At 70.2% G+C, this 18,049-nt stretch carries 15 protein-coding genes; 5 read left to right on the forward strand and 10 right to left on the reverse strand.

Features of this window, described 5'->3' with window-relative positions:
- Positions 1 to 88 precede the first annotated feature (88 nt).
- A complete protein-coding gene (locus FB157_RS25390) occupies positions 89 to 1,645 on the reverse strand; it encodes a DUF4192 domain-containing protein (protein WP_145882951.1) in 1,557 nt (518 codons plus the stop codon).
- A gap of 174 nt (positions 1,646 to 1,819) precedes the next feature.
- Between FB157_RS25390 and FB157_RS25395 the strand changes: the two genes are divergently transcribed.
- Entirely contained in the window at positions 1,820 to 3,985 is a 2,166-nt protein-coding gene (locus FB157_RS25395) for an ATP-dependent DNA helicase RecQ (protein ID WP_145882952.1), read from the forward strand.
- Positions 3,986 to 4,274: 289 nt separating this feature from the next.
- Positions 4,275 to 4,895, forward strand: a complete 621-nt coding sequence (locus FB157_RS25400) for a hypothetical protein (protein ID WP_145882953.1) — start codon at positions 4,275 to 4,277, stop codon at positions 4,893 to 4,895.
- 263 nt (positions 4,896 to 5,158) lie between these two features.
- Here the strand turns inward: FB157_RS25400 and FB157_RS25405 are convergent, their stop codons facing one another.
- The 3 genes from FB157_RS25405 to FB157_RS25415 form a co-directional block, all read right to left on the reverse strand.
- A complete protein-coding gene (locus FB157_RS25405) occupies positions 5,159 to 5,791 on the reverse strand; it encodes a hypothetical protein (protein WP_145882954.1) in 633 nt (210 codons plus the stop codon).
- Positions 5,792 to 5,859: 68 nt separating this feature from the next.
- On the reverse strand, positions 5,860 to 6,561 hold the full coding sequence (locus tag FB157_RS25410) for a ribonuclease HII (RefSeq protein ID WP_145882955.1): 702 nt from the start codon (positions 6,559 to 6,561) through the stop codon (positions 5,860 to 5,862).
- A gap of 82 nt (positions 6,562 to 6,643) precedes the next feature.
- Positions 6,644 to 7,267, reverse strand: coding sequence for a TetR/AcrR family transcriptional regulator (locus FB157_RS25415; protein WP_145882956.1), 624 nt, complete (start codon positions 7,265 to 7,267; stop codon positions 6,644 to 6,646).
- Between the two features lie 186 nt (positions 7,268 to 7,453).
- Between FB157_RS25415 and FB157_RS25420 the strand changes: the two genes are divergently transcribed.
- A complete protein-coding gene (locus tag FB157_RS25420; RefSeq protein ID WP_145882957.1) occupies positions 7,454 to 9,001 on the forward strand; it encodes an MFS transporter in 1,548 nt (515 codons plus the stop codon).
- A 172-nt stretch (positions 9,002 to 9,173) separates the two neighbouring features.
- On the opposite strand, the gene FB157_RS25425 is transcribed toward FB157_RS25420, so the two are convergent.
- The 3 genes from FB157_RS25425 to FB157_RS25435 form a co-directional block, all read right to left on the reverse strand.
- Positions 9,174 to 10,079, reverse strand: coding sequence for an ADP-ribosylglycohydrolase family protein (locus FB157_RS25425; RefSeq protein ID WP_145882958.1), 906 nt, complete (start codon positions 10,077 to 10,079; stop codon positions 9,174 to 9,176).
- 12 nt (positions 10,080 to 10,091) lie between these two features.
- Entirely contained in the window at positions 10,092 to 10,751 is a 660-nt protein-coding gene (locus FB157_RS25430; protein ID WP_145882959.1) for a histidine phosphatase family protein, read from the reverse strand.
- A 128-nt stretch (positions 10,752 to 10,879) separates the two neighbouring features.
- A complete protein-coding gene (locus FB157_RS25435) occupies positions 10,880 to 11,485 on the reverse strand; it encodes a YdbC family protein (protein ID WP_145882960.1) in 606 nt (201 codons plus the stop codon).
- A gap of 114 nt (positions 11,486 to 11,599) precedes the next feature.
- On the opposite strand from FB157_RS25435, the gene FB157_RS25440 reads away from it, so the two are divergent.
- A complete protein-coding gene (locus tag FB157_RS25440; protein ID WP_145882961.1) occupies positions 11,600 to 12,172 on the forward strand; it encodes a TerD family protein in 573 nt (190 codons plus the stop codon).
- A 3-nt stretch (positions 12,173 to 12,175) separates the two neighbouring features.
- Here the strand turns inward: FB157_RS25440 and FB157_RS25445 are convergent, their stop codons facing one another.
- The 3 genes from FB157_RS25445 to nrdR all read right to left on the reverse strand — a co-directional run bounded on the left by FB157_RS25445 (position 12,176) and on the right by nrdR (position 16,680).
- Complete coding sequence (locus FB157_RS25445) at positions 12,176 to 12,964, reverse strand: DUF2785 domain-containing protein (RefSeq protein ID WP_145882962.1); 789 nt, start codon at positions 12,962 to 12,964, stop codon at positions 12,176 to 12,178.
- 101 nt (positions 12,965 to 13,065) lie between these two features.
- Positions 13,066 to 15,966, reverse strand: coding sequence for a vitamin B12-dependent ribonucleotide reductase (locus tag FB157_RS25450; RefSeq protein ID WP_145882963.1), 2,901 nt, complete (start codon positions 15,964 to 15,966; stop codon positions 13,066 to 13,068).
- A 162-nt stretch (positions 15,967 to 16,128) separates the two neighbouring features.
- Positions 16,129 to 16,680: a transcriptional regulator NrdR gene (nrdR, locus tag FB157_RS25455; protein ID WP_145882964.1), complete on the reverse strand. Its 552-nt coding sequence runs from the start codon at positions 16,678 to 16,680 to the stop codon at positions 16,129 to 16,131.
- A 563-nt stretch (positions 16,681 to 17,243) separates the two neighbouring features.
- Between nrdR and lexA the strand changes: the two genes are divergently transcribed.
- Entirely contained in the window at positions 17,244 to 18,023 is a 780-nt protein-coding gene (lexA, locus tag FB157_RS25460) for a transcriptional repressor LexA (protein WP_094216449.1), read from the forward strand.
- Positions 18,024 to 18,049: the final 26 nt, after the last annotated feature.

Genomic DNA, 18,049 nt, shown 5'->3' on the forward strand with positions numbered 1-18,049 from the left:
CCGACCGAAGGGCGGCGTGTCGGGCGCAAGCCCGGCACGGCTTCTGTGCGGAGGAAGGGCCTCGACCCCCGCCGCAGTTTCTCTGCGCTCACCCGTCCCCCTCGGTCTCGCGTCGGCCGCCCGCCGCCGCGGTGCCGCGGCTCGGGCTCCCACCGGTACGCGCGCGCTTGCCGTCCGGCTTCGTGCCGCCCGGACGCGAGGGTCCGCCGGCCGTTGATCCGGGGTGGGAGCCGGTCGAGCGCCGCCGTGTGTCCTCCCCTCGCGGCGGACGAGGGCCACGGTCGCCGCCCTCCGCGGCCCGCGGTCGCCGGCGGCGCCGAGAACCGCCGGTCCGCGAGGCGGGCTCACCGTGGCGCCCGTCCGTCCGGGCGGCTGCTCCGGGGCCTGCGACGGCTGTTTCCGAAAGCGCGCCGGGGGTCGCTTCCGCCGCCGCGTCCGCCTGCTCCAGGGTGTCGGTGCCGGCACGCCCCGCGCGTTCCGCACGCAGGCAGCGGCGGACCGACTCGGGGTCGAGCCCTTCGTTGCAGGCCTGATGGAGGAGGCGGGCGAAGAGGTAGTCGGGGTCCGCGCCCAGCGCCATCGCGAGGGCTTCCCGGGCCTCCAGCTCGTCGCCCGTGGACCAGGCCACCCAGCCCGCCAGGGTGAGCGGGGCGGCGGCGTGCTCGCCGTACGGCCCGACGCAGCGGCGGGCGAGTGCGCGCCAGAGCCGCAGAGCCGGACCGGCCTCGTCGCCCTCCATCCATGCGGCCGCCCGGTCGCGGGTCGTGCGGTCCTGGAGTCCGAGGATCAGCGTCGCCCCCTCGTCGTGGGTGAGCAGTGCGTCGTCGCGGAGGTCGGCCGGGTGCGTGCCGGACACCGGCGCCGCCGCGGCGAACCTGCGAATGATCCGCTCGGCCAGATCGAGGGTTTCGTCCGCCACGCTCTGCCGGGCCGTGTCGTCCAGGATGCGGGGCACCAGGGACATCCCGGCCGCATCCAGGGCTACCTCCTGTGCCAGGGCGGCGCTGGTCTCCCAGGGCAGCAGCCTGGCCCGCAGTTCACGGAGCGTCCCACGCACCTGGATCCCCGCGTAGGTGGCCGCGGCGGCCAGCACCGAGGTGCCGGGCAGGCCCATCGGCGTTCCGTCGGCAGGGCAGCATCCCGCGACCGCGCAGCTGTAGGACCAGAAACGGCCGTCCGAGATGCACAGGGCCTCGACCACGGGTGCGTCGAGGTCGCCGCATTCGGTGCGCAGCTGGGCGATCAGCGGCTCGAGGCGGAGCATCACGTCCCGGCCGGTCTCGCCCCGGCCCGGTTCCTGGCACACGTAGGCGACCATCTGCTCGGGCCGCCTGCCGCGCCGCTCGCTGCTGGTCACCAGCCCCCTGACCAGCTGCTGCACGGCCTCCTCCCAGTCCTCGGTGTGTGCGGGGATGCCCAGCCTGGCCCGGCCGCCGAACCTGCCGCGGCCTTCCCGGTCGTGCAGGGCGACCAGCACGATGCTGTCCTCGGGGCGATAGCCGAGCAGGTAGGGCAGGGCGTCGGCCAGCTCGGCCGGCGAGCGCAGAGTGACCTGTGTGTCGTGCGCGGACTGCTCGTTCAGCGGCTCTCGTCCCGTGATGTCGCCGTTCTCGAAGGGTCCGGCCGTTTCGCTGTGATTCGTCATGCGCAGACGATCTCGCGGATCACGAGATTCCGGTTGGGCCTGTGGATAACTCGAATCAGGGACACGACAAGTCCGTCCGGCCGTGGGCGCTTCGCCCACGGCCGGGCCGTCGCGGTCGTCCGCTCGCGGCCGGCGCCCGCCCGGTTGTCAGTCGCGTCCTGTTGTATGGGACGCATGGAGCACACGAGCAACGCGGACCTCCGGGCACAGGCCGACACCGTCCTCGCCCGGCTCGTCGGGGACGCCACGGGCACGGCCCGGCTGCGCGAGGATCAGTGGCGGGCGATCGAGGCACTGGTCGCCGACCGGCGCCGGGCCCTGGTCGTGCAGCGCACGGGATGGGGCAAGTCCGCGGTGTACTTCGTGGCGACCTCGCTGCTGCGGGCCAGAGGCGGCGGACCCACGGTGATCGTCTCCCCGCTGCTCGCGCTCATGCGCAACCAGGTGGAGGCCGCGGCCCGGGCCGGAATCCACGCCCGGACCATCAACTCCTCCAACACGGAGGAGTGGGAAGCCGTCCAGACCGAGATCGAGGCCGGCGAGGTCGACGTGCTGCTCGTCAGCCCGGAGCGGCTGAACAACCCCGACTTCCGCGACCAGGTCCTGCCCAAGCTCTCCGCGGCGACCGGACTGCTCGTGGTGGACGAGGCCCACTGCATCTCCGACTGGGGCCACGACTTCCGACCGGACTACCGCCGGCTGCGCACCATGCTCGGTGAACTTCCGCCAGGTGTCCCGGTGCTGGCCACCACCGCCACGGCCAACGCGCGCGTGACCGCCGACGTCGCCGAGCAGCTCGGCACGGGTGGCTCCTCGGACGCCCTGGTGCTGCGCGGACCGCTGGACCGGGAGAGCCTGAGCCTCGGTGTACTGCGGCTGCCCGACGCAGCGCACCGGATGGCCTGGCTAGCCGACCATCTCGACGACCTGCCGGGCTCCGGCATCATCTACACCCTCACCGTGGCCGCCGCCGAGGAGGTCACCGCCTTCCTGCGGCAGCGCGGGCACGCCGTCGCCTCGTACACGGGCCGGACGGAGAACGCCGACCGGCAGCAGGCCGAGGACGATCTGCTCGCCAACCGGGTCAAGGCACTGGTCGCCACCTCCGCGCTCGGCATGGGCTTCGACAAGCCGGACCTCGGATTCGTCGTGCACCTGGGGTCGCCCTCGTCCCCCATCGCCTACTACCAGCAGGTCGGCCGCGCGGGCCGTGGTGTCGAGCACGCCGAGGTACTGCTGCTGCCGGGCAGGGAGGACGAGGCGATCTGGGAGTACTTCGCGTCGCTCGCCTTCCCCTCCGAGGATCTGGTGCGCCGCACTCTGGACGTTCTCGCCCGGGCGGCGGGACCCCTGTCGCTCCCGGCGCTCGAACCCCTGGTGGAACTGCGTCGTTCCCGGCTGGAGACGATGCTGAAGGTCCTCGACGTGGACGGAGCGGTGAACCGCGTCAAGGGCGGCTGGACCGCGACCGGGCAGCCATGGTCGTACGACGCCGAGCGATACGACTGGGTGGCACGGCAGCGCAAGGCGGAGCAGCAGGCGATGCGCGAATACGCCGCCACCACGGACTGCCGGATGGAGTACCTCCAGCGCCAGCTCGACGACGAGGGCGCCAAGCCCTGCGGCCGGTGCGACAACTGCGCGGGGCCACGCTTCACCGCCGACATGTCCACGTCGGCCCTGGACGCCGCACGTGTCGACCTGGATCGTGCCGGGGTCGAGGTGGAGCCCCGCCGTATGTGGCCGACCGGCCTCCCGGCGATCGGCATCGACCTCAAGGGGCGTATCCCGGTCGGTGAACAGGCCTCGTCCGGGCGGGCGCTGGGTCGGTTGTCGGACATCGGCTGGGGCAACCGGCTGCGGCCCCTGCTGGCACCCCAGGCCCCGGACGCGCCCGTGCCGGACGACGTGGCGCGAGCCGTGGTGGAGGTGCTGGCTGACTGGGCGAAGGGCCCCGGCGGCTGGGCCTCCGGGGCGGCCGGCGCGCAGTCCCGGCCCGTGGGTGTGGTCACCGTCGCCTCCCGCACCCGGCCGACGCTGATCCACTCCCTGGGCGCCCGTATCGCCGAGATCGGCCGGCTGCCCCTGCTGGGCTCCGTGGAGTACGCCGGTGACGCGTCACGGGTGTCACGCAGCAACAGTGCCCAGCGTCTGAAGGCCCTCGACGGATCGCTGACCGTGCCGCCAGCCCTCGCCGACGCGCTCGCCGAGGCCAGTGGTCCGGTCCTGCTGGTGGACGACTTCACGGAGACGGGTTGGACCCTCGCGGTCGGGGCACGTCTACTGAGAAGGGCCGGCGCCGCCGGGGTGTTGCCCCTGGTGCTGGCCGTCCAGGGCTGACCAGCCGTGGCGCGTGGGGTGCGTCGGCGCCCGGACCGGCGCACGTATGTGCCGTGATCGAACACCGCAGGGGTCGTCAGCGGCACTTGTGGGTAGGGATATAAGCCACGCTCCACCAGATAACAGTCGGTGGCCCCAATTGCTCGTTGCCGCATCCCAGTTCGACAGGAAGAATTGAAGTCCGCTCCCCGCACGGCTCGTCCGTGATCCGGCTGGGCTTTGCTGCGGTGCGCGGTCCCCCGAAATCCGACCTCGCCCGCAGTGTGGGCGCGTAGCCGAAGGGAGGAACGTGACCTTCGGATTCGCCTCGTCCTCGGCGGCCTCGTTGTCGACGTCCGCGTCCGCCGCTTCCGCCAGCCGTCTGCTCGAGCCCGCGGAGTGGGCAGCCGCCGGAATCCCCCTGCTGCGCAATCCCCGTGAGGTCGTCAGCGGGCTGCACGCCCGCCATCGTCCCAAGCCGTCCATGGCGATCGTGGCCGTGCTGGATCCCGAGGAACGGCTCTGCGCCAGCGCCTCGTTCGTGCGCCGTCCGGCGCCGGCCGACGGCTGGATGTTCCGCAACGCGCTGCTCGCCCAGCTGCGCCGGGTCATTCCGCACGACCTGCGCCGACGCACCCCGGTGCGCACCGCCGTGCTGCTCTACTGCCGCGAGGGCGATGCGCGTTGGACCGAGGAGGACGGCGCCTGGATGTGGGGGCTGCGCGACGCCTGCACACTGCACGGGCTGCGCTGCGGGGCGTACATCACGCTGACCGGTGACGGCTGGCAGGTGCTCGGCGAGGGGCGCGGCGGACGCCGGCCCAGCATCCACTCGCAGCCGGAGCCCTTCGCCATGTCGGAAGTCCCGGCCCTGGCACCACGTACCGGCGGCCCGGTCTCCGAGGTGCTGCGCCGCGCGGCCGCTCGCTGAAGGGCCGACCCGGGTTCGGCCGCGTACGAGTCACGCGACACCGAGGCTCGTACGCGGGGCGGCACGGCCTGCGCGAGACCCGCGCGGTCCGCCCGGTGCGCGGACGCACAGCCTTCGCACTGCCGCCCGGACGGTCCGACGGGCGGCCGTCCCCGGAGGAGGAACGGCCACCGCCAGTCATCCGGGCATGCCGAATGCAGCACCGTGCGGCTGCCCTCGGAGCCGTCTTCGTCGCCCCGGCACCCCGAGGTGCCGGGCGGGACTCAGACAGCCGCGCCCAGCACCGAATTGATCTGCTGCGGGTCACCGCAGACGATCAGCAGCGCACCGGCCCGGGAGTGGGCCAGCGGAAGGGCGGTGGCGGCAGCGGCGGCGGAATCGCCGTTGACGGCCACGACGACCACGGGGCGGGACGCGGCACGGGAGGCGATGGCGGCGTCCGTGTAGAACACGTCGTCACCGGCGTCATGCTGCGCCCAGTAGGAGGCTTCGCCGAAGGACAGTTCGTGCTCGGCCCACGGGTGCTGGGAACCGGTGGTGATCACCAGCACGTCCGCGGGGGCACGGCCCGAGTCCAGGAGCAGGTCCACCGCCTCGTCGGCTGCGTCGAGCGCACCCTCTGGCGAGGCCGGGATCAGCTGGATCTGCGGGGTGGCCGCCGGGGCGGCGGGAGCGGCCGGACCCGACGGGCCTGGCTTGGACGGAGCCACGTCACGCTGTGTCCGCTGCACCGGCGGCGTGGGCCGCGGAGGGCCGGGACGACCGGGGCGCGACGGAGCCGCGGGGCGGGGGCCGGGTACGGGGCGGGGGGTCGGCGCGGTACGGCCGCTGGCGGGCGTGGCGCGGGGACCCTGGGCACTCTCGTGAATCTGAGGCTCCTCGGGAATGAGAGGCATGAGCTGATATTTATCAAACATTGGTGCGGCGCGGGTGACCGGGTGGCACATCAGTGCGATCGGAACCGTCAGAAATCGAAGCCGAGCTGACCCTCGATTTCCGGAGCGCTTCCGTCCGCCCAGCTGCGGACCTTCTTGAGGTGCCGCCACTGGGGCAGCGAATCAAGATACGCCCACGACAAGCGGTGGTACGGGGTGGGTCCCCGTACCTCCAGTGCGGCCTTGTGCACGGGCGACGGATACCCGGCGTTGTCCGCAAATCCGAAGTCTGCATGGTCGATGCCCAGTTCGGCCATCATTTTGTCGCGCTGAACCTTGGCGATCACCGACGCCGCCGCAACAGCCACGCACGACCGGTCACCCTTGATCACCGTGCGCACCTTCCACGGGGCACCGAGGTAGTCGTGCTTCCCGTCGAGGATCACGGCTTCAGGACGGACCGGCAGAGCGTCCAGGGCACGGACGGCGGCGAGCCGCAGTGCGGCGGTCATCCCCCGTTCGTCGATCTCCTCGGGGGAAGCATGCCCCAGGGCATAGGCCGTCACCCACGACTGCAGTATCTCGGCCAGTTCCGTGCGCCGTTTTACGGTCAGCAGCTTGGAATCGGTCAGGCCCTCGGGCGGCCGGCGGAGTCCGGTGATCGCCGCGCAGACGGTGACGGGCCCTGCCCAGGCTCCCCGCCCCACCTCGTCGACACCGGCAATGACCTTCGCTCCGGTCGTGGCGCGCAGGGAGCGCTCGACGGTATGAGTGGGTGGTTCGTACGGCATGGCGTCCTTAGCGTACGCCGCCGAGATCGTCGCGCGACACCCCAGGTCCCCCGGTCGGCGCGAAGGTCGCCGGCGGCCGGGATCAGGCGCCGTGCGGCCGCAGCAGCGGAAGCATCAGCCGGTCGATCATCTCTTCCAGATCCTGCTCACTCCATTCGCTGCCGCACATTTTCGAGCGGTACATCATCATCGCGGGGATGGCGTCGAACACGTAGCCGTTGGCCGCGTCGGACCGTACCTCTCCTCGCCCTATACCCCGGGTGATGACCTCACGCAGCAGCTTGATGGTCGGCTCGACCACTCCTTCGAAGATCACACCATGGAAGCGCTCGACCTGCGCTGGATCGCATTCGTGAATCACTGCACGCAGCGCGAAACCGGGGCGCGAGAACATGGCGTCCCGCGCTCGCCGGCACAAGGCCAGCAGGTCCTCGCGCACACTGCCGAGGTCGGGCACCTCCTCGAAGCGGGGCAGTCCGGCCTCGAGCGCGTCGGCGACCAGGTCCTCCTTGGAGGGCCAGCGACGGTAGACCGCGGCCTTGCCGGTCTGGGCGCCTGCGGCGACGCCCTCCATCGTCAGGCCGTTCCAGCCGACCGTACTGAGCTGCTCCAGAGCGGCGTCCAGAATTGCGCGCTCGAGCACCGCACCGCGCCGACGAGGGGAAGCCGCCTGAGCAGGGGCGGCCGTCCAGCGCGAGGTAACCATCCGAGTTTCTCCAGCAGACAAGGGGAAGCGGGTGTTCCGGGGCGGGGCTGCGTCGCGCCGCAGCAAGGGGGGACGCGGCACGCGACACAGGATTAAGTGAACGCTTGCGTTCACTGTTGGGGACTCATTACCGTTGACGCGACAGTGAACGCGAGCGTTCACTAACGCCTTTGTGGGGGACCCATAGTGACAACCTCTCAGCTCATCCAGGAACAGAAACCAGGAGCGGCCCGCCGGGAGGGGCATCCCGGCATAGCGCTCACCGTCATCGCGGCCTGCCAACTCATGGTGGTGCTCGACGCGACGATTGTGAACATCGCGCTCCCACACATTCAAGACGCACTCAAGTTCAGCACCACCGACCTCACTTGGGTGGTCAGCGCCTACACGCTCACCTTCGGCGGTCTGCTGCTCCTCGGCGCACGGGCCGGTGACATCCTCGGCCGGCGCCGGGTCTTCATGACCGGAATCCTGCTGTTCACCTTCGCCTCGCTGCTGGGCGGCCTGGCCCAGGAACCCTGGCAGCTGCTGGCCGCACGCGCCCTGCAGGGCGTGGGAGGCGCGATCGCATCGCCCACGTCGCTCGCGTTGATCACCACCACTTTCCCCGAAGGCCCCGAGCGCAACCGGGCGTTCGGGGTGTTCGCCGCGGTGTCGGCGGGCGGCGGCGCCATCGGTCTGCTCGCGGGCGGCATGCTGACCGACTGGCTCGACTGGCGGTGGGTGCTCTTCGTCAACGTGCCCATCGGCGTGTTGATCGCCGCACTCACGCCGCTGTACATCAGCGAGTCCCAGCGCCACCCGGGGCGGTTCGACATCGCGGGTGCGCTGACGTCGACGGCGGGCATGGCCTCGCTGGTGTACGGGTTCATCCGTGCCGCGGAGGACGGCTGGCGGGACGGGCTCACCCTCGGCTCGTTCGGCGCGGCGGTGGTCCTTCTGGTGGCCTTCGTCTTCACCGAGCTGCGGGCGAAGGAACCGATCACCCCGCTCAAGATGTTCCGCGACCGCAACCGCTCGGGCACCTACGTGGTCATGCTGAGCCTGGCGGCCGCGATGTTCGGCATGTTCTTCTACATCGTGCTGTTCGTTCAGAACGTGCTCGGCTACAGCCCCATCAAGGCCGGCCTGGCCTTCCTCCCCGTGACGGTCGCCATCGCGGTCGGCGCGGGCCTGTCGCAGCGGTTCCTGCCCACGCTCGGCCCCAAGCCGTTCATGGTGACCGGCTCGGCGCTCGTGGCGATCGGGCTGTTCTGGCAGACCTTCATCACCCCTGACAGCTCCTACGCCGGCGGGATCCTGGGCCCGATGCTGGTCTTCGGTTTCGGCATGGGCCTGAACTTCGTGACGGTCACCGTCACGGCGGTCTCCGGTGTCGCCCCGCACGAGGCGGGCGCGGCCTCCGGGTTGCTCAACGCCACGCAGCAGGTCGGCGGCTCGCTGGGCCTGTCCATCCTGACCACCGTCTTCGGCTCGGCGAGCACGGACGAGGCGAAGAAGCAGCTGCCGAAGTTCCTCGCGCAGGGCACGCCGGAGCAGAAGGCGCAGTTCGCCAAGACGCATCAGCTGCCCGCACCCTGGGGAAGCGAGGTGCTCGCCCACGGCATCTCGATCGCCTTCATCCCGGCCGTGGCGATGGCCGGACTCGCGTTCCTCACCGCCTGGACGGCGATCAAGGTCCGCAAGAGCGACCTCGAAGCCCTCGCCGGGACGGCGGGCCCGGGAATGGGCTGAGCCCGGCACAGCAACGACCGACACCACCCTCACCCTCCTGCCTCCTGGTCCGCCGCCTGCCCGAGCCGAGCCCCTCGTTCGGTCCGGCTCGGGCGGCGGATACCGGGACAACGGGCCACAGTCACGCAGAGTTCCCACAAGGCACGGAGAGTTGCAGGGGCCGGTGCGCCCCTCAGAGACCTGCGGGCACCCAGTCCGGCAGCGCCTCGGTCCGCTCCGCCCACTGCGCGGGCGGCGCCCCCGCCTTGCCGGACGCGAGCACACCACCCACGATCGCGCAGGTGGTGTCCACGTCCCCGCCCACCTGGGCGGTCGTCCAGAACGCCGTCTCGAAGTCGGCGAGGGACCGCGCCGCGGACCAGAGCGCGAAGGGGACGGTGTCATGGGCACTCGTACGGCGTCCGCACCCCAGAACGGCGGCGACCGTGCCCGCGTCGCCGTAGTCGAGCATGTCCCGGGCACGGCGCAGCCCGGCGCCGACGGCGCTCTTCGGCACCAGGGCGATCACGCCGTCGAGGAGCGCCTCGGGGCTGGGCGGGCCGTCGGGCGAGGCCGCCAGCGAGGCGGCCGCCGCGACGGCCATCGCTCCGACCACGGCCTCACGGTGCTGATGCGTGGGATAGGCCGAGATCTCCGCCTGGTGGGTCGCCTGCTCCGGATCGTCCGCGTACCAGGCGCCCAGGGGCGCGATGCGCATCGCGGCGCCGTTGCCCCAGGAGCCCTGTCCACCGAAGAGGCCCGCGGCCAGCTCACGCCAGTCCTGGCCCTCCCGGACGAGGCGGAGCAGCCGGTTGACGGCGGGGCCGTAGCCGCGGTCGAAGTCGTGGTGCTCGGCGAAGGAGCGGGCCAGTGCGTCCTGGTCCAGGCGCTGGTGGGCGGCCAGGACAGCCACCACGGAGCAGGCCATCTCCGTGTCGTCGGTCCACTGCCAAAGGCCCACGGGCGTCTCGCGGCTCTTGAGCAGGGGGTAGTTCACCGGGACGAAGAACTGCGAGCCCAGCGCGTCTCCCACCGCCAGTCCGCGCAGGCTGGCCAGGGCGCGCTCCAGGCGCCGGAGGGAAGAGGAGTCAGCGGTCATCGCTCTGCCACTCTATCCGGTGACCCAGTACGGCACTGGGTCCCGCCAGCGCTCGAAGGGCCGGTCGAGGGTGTACTTGTCATCGTCCCCGAGAACGAGCATCCGCATCTCGGCGTTCCCGGGGTTCGACAGCGACTCGAATTCCGCGACCGTCCAGTGGAACCAGCGCATGCAGAACAGCCGCATCGCGAGTCCATGGGTCACCAGGAGCACGTTCGGCGGATGATCAGGGGCCTCGAAGCTGCGAAACAGGCTCTCCAGGAAGCCGCCGACCCGGTCGTACACGTCGGCGCCGGACTCCCCCTGCGGGAAACGGAAGAAGAAGTGGCCGTACGCGTCCCGGTACGCCTTCTGCAGGCGCACGTCGTCGCGGTCCTGCCAGTTGCCCCAGTCCTGCTCGCGCAGCCTGGGTTCCTCCCGCACCCGTATGTGGTCCGGGTCGAGGTGGAAGGCGCGCAGGGTCTCGAGCGTACGGCGGTACGGGGAGACGTACACGCTCACGCGCTCCCGGCCGAAGACCTCCCGGATCCTCTTGCCGGTCTCCTCGGCCTGCTGCCGGCCGCGTTCGGTCAGTGCGAGCGCGTGGTCGGGCTCCCGCTCGTACACGGAGTCATCAACATTGCCCGTTGACTCGCCGTGCCGGACAAGGACGATGCGCCGTGGTCGTGCCATGCCAAAACCCTAGATCGTGTGGGGGGCGGTCGAGCACTCGAACGGGCCCCTTACGGCGTAGGTCACACGAATCCCGCTCATGGAACCGCTCCCGGCAGGCAATTTGAGCGTTGGATTTTCCAACTATCTCAGACCGTCCAGGACGGTTCCAGTTCCACGATGTCACCGGAGAGAGCGGCGATGTCCGCTTCCGTCTGGGCGCGCAGGGCGAGGCGCTCCACCCGCTCGGTGCGGTACTTGCCGTGCTCGGCCGCCGACCGCCACATGGACAGGACCAGGAACTCATGCTCGGGTGCCTCGCCGAACATGCCCCGGATCATGCCCGGCGAGCCGGCCATCGCGGGGTTCCAGACCTTCTCCTGCATGAGGGTGAAGTGTTCGACGCGCTCCTCGTGCACCCGGCAGAGGGCCACACGGATCAGATCCGAGTCGGTGAACCGGGGCTCAAAGCCCGTCTTCACGTCGAAGCGGTACTCGAACAGCTTGACCTGGGCGTCCTTGAACGTGCCGGACTGGGCGGCCGCCAGGCGGTCGTGGGAGCGGGCCATGAAGGAGTCGTAGAAGGCACGGCTCTCCCAGAAGGCGAAGATGTGCGCCACTCCCGGCCGCTGCCGGCTCCAGCCGCCACCCTGCCCCCGAAACCCCGGCTCCCCCAGAAGCCCCGCCCATTTCCGCTGCCCGCGCTCGAAGCCGCGGCGGTCCACCACGGTGCAGCGAATCCACTTGACCAGCACCGCGCCATCGTAAGGCCACCGGGCGTGGCGTCGGTCACGCTCCGGCGGAGATCGCCCGCGCATACGCCCCCGCGCGCGTGGCACGATGAACAAGGAACCCCGGCTCCATGGCAGTTGGGGAAGAAGGATCTTCAGGGGGGAAGGGGAAGCCCGGTGACCGGCTTCAGCAAGGGAAACCGCAAGATCGAGGTCGCCCTCAAGTGGGACCCCAGTCCGACGGGTCAGCCGCCCACGGACCTCGACGTCGTCGCCGCGACCTTCGTGTCCGGTGACCCGTACGGAACTCCGGCCTATCTGGTGCACTACGACAGCCGCTCACCGGACGGCACGATCTTCCTCAACCGGGACAGCACGGACGGCAAGGGATTCGGCTGGGACGAGGTGATGACGCTCGAACTGGACCGGCTCGACAGCCGGTACGCGCGCGTGGTGATCGGTGTCGTCATCCAGCAGCAGTCCGGTCCCAGGACGTTCGCCGACGTGCTCAATCCGGCCATGCGTGTGCGTGAGGGTTACACCGTGCTCGCCGAGGACGAATTCGGCTCGGTTCCCAGGGCCACGGCGGCCACGATCGCCGAGTTCGTACGGGACGAGTCCGGCGCGTGGAACTTCCGCGCCGGTGTCCACGGCTTCGACGAGGATCCGGCGACCTTCACCCGGGTCATGGGCAGGGCACACCGGTCCTGACGCTCAGGCCGTGTAAGGGGCCACGATCGCGAGCGTCCCGGCCAGCTCCCCGAGGACGGCCTCACGGTGGGTGGGCGAGCGCGGGGGCTCGTCCGTGTTTCGCCTGCTCAGCCCCCGGTCGGCCAGGAGGTAGAGCATCCGCAGCGTGCGCATGGCGTTGGAGGCCCAGGCCGGCACCGGGCCGGGCTCACCGGTCCGGAAAGCCGCCGCGACCGGGGCCAGCCAGCGCACCGAGTCGGCCTCGGTGAGGTCGGGGTGGCAGAGGATCTGCGCGAGCGCGTAGGCGAGGCGGTCGTCCTCCTGCGCGTCGAAGAGGTGATCCGTGGGCGCCATCAACCGGGCGGCGGCCAACTCGGCCAGCGGCTGCGGTGGCTGGCCGGGGTGCCGGGCGAGTACCGCCAGGAGATCCGCGCCGTGGGCGACGGCGTGCACCCAGCCCAGGTCCGGGTCGTGGCCGCGCAGATCCGTCTCCGCGGGGTACCAGTCCGCGAAGGCGTCCCACCACTGCGGCTGCCAGTCGCCGGCCTCCACGATCCGGGCCAGGACGAGCGGCGCGAAGCTGCGCGCCTGCACGGCAGGGTCCTTCAGATGAAGGGCCATACGGTCGCCGAGCCGGGCACGCTCCCCGGCGCGGAGCGCGGGTGTCCAGCGGACGGCCGCGAGGTAGGCGCCGTCGTCGCGCACCACGGGATCGGGTGAACGCAGGTCCTCGGCCAAGGTGTCGAGGGCCATGGCCCGGTCCGCCTCGGAGAGGCCGCGGATGTCGGCGTCGTACCGCTGTGGTGTGGTCATGAACGGAGGCTACGGCGCTCCGCGCACCCGGGAGGATCAACCGCAAAAGTAAGGGGCGCCGGCCCATGGCCGGCGCCCCTTACCTCAGAAGCCGCGTGTCATCAGCTGCAGCCGCTGGTCGAGCCGCAGCCCTCGCAGATGTAGCAGGAGCCGGCGCGCTGCATCTTCGTGCCGCAGGAGAAGCACAGCGGGGCGTCGGCCTGGATGCCCAGCTGCATCTCCACCAGCTCGGCGCTGGTGTGCGCCTGCTTCGTGGCGGGCTTGGCCACCTCGACCTCGGCCTTCGGGGCGGCGACGGCCTTCAGCTCCTGGGCGCGCGGCGCCGACTGGGCCAGGCCCTCGACGTCGACCTCGTCATCGTCGATGGACTGCTCGTAGGAGCCGGTCTCCAGGTGGCGCTGACGCTCTTCGGCGGAGTGGATACCGAGCGCGGAGCGCGTCTCGAAGGGCAGGAAGTCCAGCGCCAGGCGGCGGAAGATGTAGTCGACGATCGACTGCGCCATCCGCACGTCCGGGTCGTCCGTCATACCGGCCGGCTCGAAGCGCATGTTCGTGAACTTCGAGACGTACGTCTCCAGCGGCACGCCGTACTGGAGGCCGACGGAGACCGCGATGGAGAAGGCGTCCATCATGCCCGCGAGAGTCGAGCCCTGCTTGGACATCTTCAGGAAGACCTCGCCGAGACCGTCGTCCGGGTAGGAGTTGGCGGTCATGTAGCCCTCGGCGCCACCGACCGTGAAGGACGTGGTGATGCCCGGGCGGCCCTTGGGGAGACGCTTGCGGACCGGGCGGTACTCGACCACCTTCTCGACCGCGGTACGGATCGTCTCCTCGGCCTTCTCGGTGATCTCGGCCTTCTCCTCCTCCTTCTTCTTGGCGGAGAGCGGCTGGCCGACCTTGCAGTTGTCGCGGTAGATCGCGAGCGCCTTGACGCCGAGCTTCCAGGCCTCGTAGTAGATCTCCTCGACCTCCTCGACGGTCGCCGTCTCCGGCATGTTGACCGTCTTGGAGATGGCGCCGGAGATCCAGGGCTGGATCGCGGCCATCATGCGGACGTGGCCCATCGGGGAGATGGCGCGCTCGCCCATGGCGCAGTCGAAGACTTCGTAGTGCTCGTGCTTGAGGCCGGGGGCGTCGATCACGTTGCCGTGCTCGGCGATGTGGGCGACGATCGCCTCGATCTGCTCCTCCTGGTAACCCAGGCGGCGCAGGGCCTGCGGGACGGTGCCGTTGACGATCTGCATCGAGCCGCCGCCGACGAGCTTCTTGAACTTCACCAGCGCGAGGTCGGGCTCGACACCGGTGGTGTCACAGGACATCGCCAGACCGATGGTGCCGGTCGGGGCGAGGACGGACGCCTGGGAGTTACGGAAACCGTTCTGCTCACCGATGCGCAGCACGTCCTGCCAGGCCTCCGTGGCGGCGGCCCACACCGGGGTGTCCAGGTCGTCCATGCCGACGGCCTTGCCGTTGGCGTCGGCGTGCTGCTTCATGACGCGCTTGTGGGCGTCGGCGTTGCGGGCGTAGCCGTCGTACGGGCCGACGACCGCGGCCAGCTCGGAGGAGCGGCGGTAGGCCGTACCCGTCATCAGGGAGGTGATGGCACCGGCCAGGGCGCGGCCGCCGTCCGAGTCGTACGCGTGGCCGGTCGCCATCAGCAGGGCGCCGAGGTTGGCGTAGCCGATGCCGAGCTGGCGGAAGGCGCGGGTGTTCTCGCCGATCTTCTGGGTCGGGAAGTCCGCGAAGCAGATCGAGATGTCCATCGCGGTGATGACCAGCTCGACGACCTTCTGGAAGCGCTCGGTGTCGAAGGACTGGTTGCCCTTGCCGTCGTCCTTGAGGAACTTCATCAGGTTCAGCGAGGCCAGGTTGCAGGACGTGTTGTCCAGGTGCATGTACTCGCTGCAGGGGTTCGAGCCGTTGATCCGGCCGGACTCCGGGCAGGTGTGCCAGTGGTTGATGGTGTCGTCGTACTGGATGCCCGGGTCGGCGCAGGCCCAGGCGGCCTCGGCCATCTTGCGGAAGAGGGACTTGGCGTCGACCTCCTCGATGACCTCGCCGGTCATGCGCGCACGCAGGCCGAACTTGCCGCTCTGCTCGACCGCCTTCATGAACTCGTCGTTCACACGGACCGAGTTGTTGGCGTTCTGGTACTGGACCGAGGTGATGTCGTCGCCACCGAGGTCCATGTCGAAGCCCGCGTCGCGCAGGGCGCGGATCTTCTCCTCTTCCTTCACCTTGGTCTCGATGAAGTCCTCGACGTCGGGGTGGTCGACGTCCAGGATGACCATCTTGGCGGCCCGGCGGGTGGCGCCACCGGACTTGATGGTGCCGGCGGAGGCGTCGGCACCGCGCATGAAGGAGACCGGCCCGGAGGCGTTGCCGCCGGAGGACAGCAGCTCCTTGGACGAGCGGATGCGGGAGAGGTTCAGGCCGGCTCCGGAGCCGCCCTTGAAGATCATGCCCTCTTCCTTGTACCAGTCGAGGATCGACTCCATGGAGTCGTCGACGGACAGGATGAAGCAGGCGGAGACCTGCTGGGGCTGCGGGGTTCCGACGTTGAACCAGACGGGGCTGTTGAAGCTGAAGATCTGGTGCAGGAGGGCGTACGCCAGCTCGTGCTCGAAGATCTCGGCGTCGGCGGGCGAGGCGAAGTACTTGTGGTCCTCGCCGGCCTTCCGGTACGTCTTCACGATGCGGTCGATCAGCTGCTTGAGGCTGACCTCGCGCTGCGGGGTGCCGACGGCACCACGGAAGTACTTGCTGGTGACGATGTTGACCGCGTTCACCGACCAGAAGTCGGGGAACTCGACGCCACGCTGCTCGAAGTTGACCGAGCCGTCGCGCCAGTTGGTCATGACGACGTCACGGCGCGCCCACTCGACCTCGTCGTACGGGTGTACGCCGGGGGTGGTGTGGATGCGCTCGATACGCAGCCCCTTGGTGGCCTTGGCGCCCTTCGCTCGGGAACCTCGTGCCGGACCGCTCGCCGTCTCTGTCATGCCGCCTCCCTCTACGGGCTAAAACGCCCTGAAGTGCCACGATGTTCCCGTGACACGGTGTTCTGTCTTGTGTTGCGGGCACCCTCGGATACGCCCGCAACAGGTCTTCGGTCGCCGCCTCCCGGCCGGAACCCGGGTCTCCGTCCGGTTCCGGCCCACCGGTCAGTCGGCGGCGTGGACGGGCACGGGGACCTGGGTGGTCCCTCCGGGCCCGCGATGGTCTTCCTGGCTCCCCGCTCCCGCGCCTGCGTCGTCCGCGGCGGGGCCGCGCGTCGCTTCCCTCAGTTCCGCGATGGCGGCCTCGAAGTCCTCGAGCGAGTCGAACGCCCGGTAGACGGAGGCGAATCGCAGATAGGCGACGAGGTCGAGCTCCTGCAGGGGGCCGAGTATGGCCAGGCCCACATCGTGGGTGGTCAGCTCGGCGCTCCCGGTGGCCCGCACCGCCTCCTCGACCCGCTGGCCCAGCTGGGCGAGTGCGTCCTCGGTGACAGGCCGCCCCTGGCACGCCTTGCGCACGCCGTTGATGACCTTGGTACGGCTGAATGGCTCGGTGACTCCGGACCGCTTCACCACCATGAGCGAACACGTCTCCACGGTCGTGAAACGACGGGAGCAGTCCGGGCACTGGCGGCGCCGGCGGATCGACGTGCCGTCGTCGGTCGTACGACTGTCGACCACGCGGCTGTCGGGGTGCCTGCAGAAGGGGCAGTGCATGATCTCCAACCCTCCTCACAGCAGACTAAACAGCCCCCAGAGGCCTCTGGGGCCTCTCGAAGCAGCCCCAAGCATAGGCGATCGCGGAGGCCTCTCAGACCCGGGGGACCACAACTTGTGGGCTGCTGTAGCAATCCAACCACTAGATGTGGGGATTGGCTGATACATCGACAGCTCGCGCGTGTCGCAGAGGCACACCCCCGAACGGCCCAGTCGGCCCGCCACCTGTGAAAACACGCGCACACGGACGTACCGCCAGGACACTTGCGGAGATAGCGTGGGCGCCGCACGGAGGACGAGTAGGGCTCCGGCACAGAAGGGACCCGGATCCCGGTTGACAGGGTCGGGTGGCAGACTGGGGAAGCAACCCACGAGGTGATCCGCCCCGGCGGTGAAGCGTACAACGATGGGCGCTTTTGTCTGCCAGAGGTCGCGTTAGCCCATACACCCGGACACATGATCGCGTCAGGTGAATCGCACTTTTTCACTCGAACGTGTGTTTGGCGCAACCTTTCGAAAGCAACTACCGTTGTCCAGCAGGGAGACCATCGAGAGGGGCCGACGTGACCACCACCGCAGACAGTGCCACCATCACTGCCCAGGACCGCTCCCAGGGCCGAGTCGAGCCGGTACATGCGATGAACGAAGCCACGAATCCCGAGGGGCACAAGCGCTCCCTGCCGGGCCGACCTCCAGGCATCCGGGCGGACAGTTCCGGACTCACCGACCGGCAGCGCCGGGTGATCGAGGTCATCAGGGACTCCGTGCAGCGACGCGGTTACCCGCCGTCGATGCGCGAGATCGGCCAGGCCGTCGGGCTCTCCAGCACGTCCTCGGTCGCGCACCAGCTGATGGCGCTGGAGCGCAAGGGCTTCCTGCGCCGCGACCCGCACCGCCCGCGCGCCTACGAGGTGCGCGGCTCCGACCAGGCCGTGACCGTGCAGCCCACCGACACCGCCGGCAAGCCCGCGGCGTCGTACGTCCCGCTGGTCGGCCGTATCGCCGCCGGTGGCCCGATCCTCGCTGAGGAGTCGGTCGAGGACGTCTTCCCTCTCCCCCGGCAGCTCGTCGGCGACGGCGAACTGTTCGTCCTCAAGGTCGTCGGCGACTCCATGATCGAGGCCGCGATCTGTGACGGCGACTGGGTCACCGTCCGCCGTCAGCCCGTCGCCGAGAACGGCGACATCGTGGCGGCCATGCTGGAGGGTGAAGCCACCGTCAAGCGGTTCAAGCGCGAGGACGGCCATGTCTGGCTCCTCCCGCACAACTCGGCCTACGAGCCGATCCCCGGCGACGACGCGACCATCCTCGGCAAGGTCGTCGCAGTGCTGCGGCGCGTGTGACCGCTGCGGCGGACGGGCCGTGCGGC

This window comes from Streptomyces sp. BK340 (assembly GCF_007827595.1).
Classification (GTDB): Bacteria; Actinomycetota; Actinomycetes; order Streptomycetales; family Streptomycetaceae; genus Streptomyces.

Bases quoted from the DNA above. Each gene is read 5' to 3' on its own strand.
- FB157_RS25395 (WP_145882952.1), top strand. From the start codon at position 1,820: ATGGAGCACACGAGCAACGCGGACCTCCGGGCACAGGCCGACACCGTC.
- FB157_RS25390 (WP_145882951.1), bottom strand. From the start codon at position 1,645: ATGACGAATCACAGCGAAACGGCCGGACCCTTCGAGAACGGCGACATC.
- nrdR (WP_145882964.1), bottom strand. From the start codon at position 16,680: ATGCACTGCCCCTTCTGCAGGCACCCCGACAGCCGCGTGGTCGACAGT.
- FB157_RS25405 (WP_145882954.1), bottom strand. From the start codon at position 5,791: ATGCCTCTCATTCCCGAGGAGCCTCAGATTCACGAGAGTGCCCAGGGT.
- FB157_RS25410 (WP_145882955.1), bottom strand. From the start codon at position 6,561: ATGCCGTACGAACCACCCACTCATACCGTCGAGCGCTCCCTGCGCGCC.
- FB157_RS25415 (WP_145882956.1), bottom strand. From the start codon at position 7,267: ATGGTTACCTCGCGCTGGACGGCCGCCCCTGCTCAGGCGGCTTCCCCT.
- FB157_RS25445 (WP_145882962.1), bottom strand. From the start codon at position 12,964: ATGACCACACCACAGCGGTACGACGCCGACATCCGCGGCCTCTCCGAG.
- FB157_RS25430 (WP_145882959.1), bottom strand. From the start codon at position 10,751: ATGGCACGACCACGGCGCATCGTCCTTGTCCGGCACGGCGAGTCAACG.
- FB157_RS25425 (WP_145882958.1), bottom strand. From the start codon at position 10,079: ATGACCGCTGACTCCTCTTCCCTCCGGCGCCTGGAGCGCGCCCTGGCC.
- FB157_RS25450 (WP_145882963.1), bottom strand. From the start codon at position 15,966: ATGACAGAGACGGCGAGCGGTCCGGCACGAGGTTCCCGAGCGAAGGGC.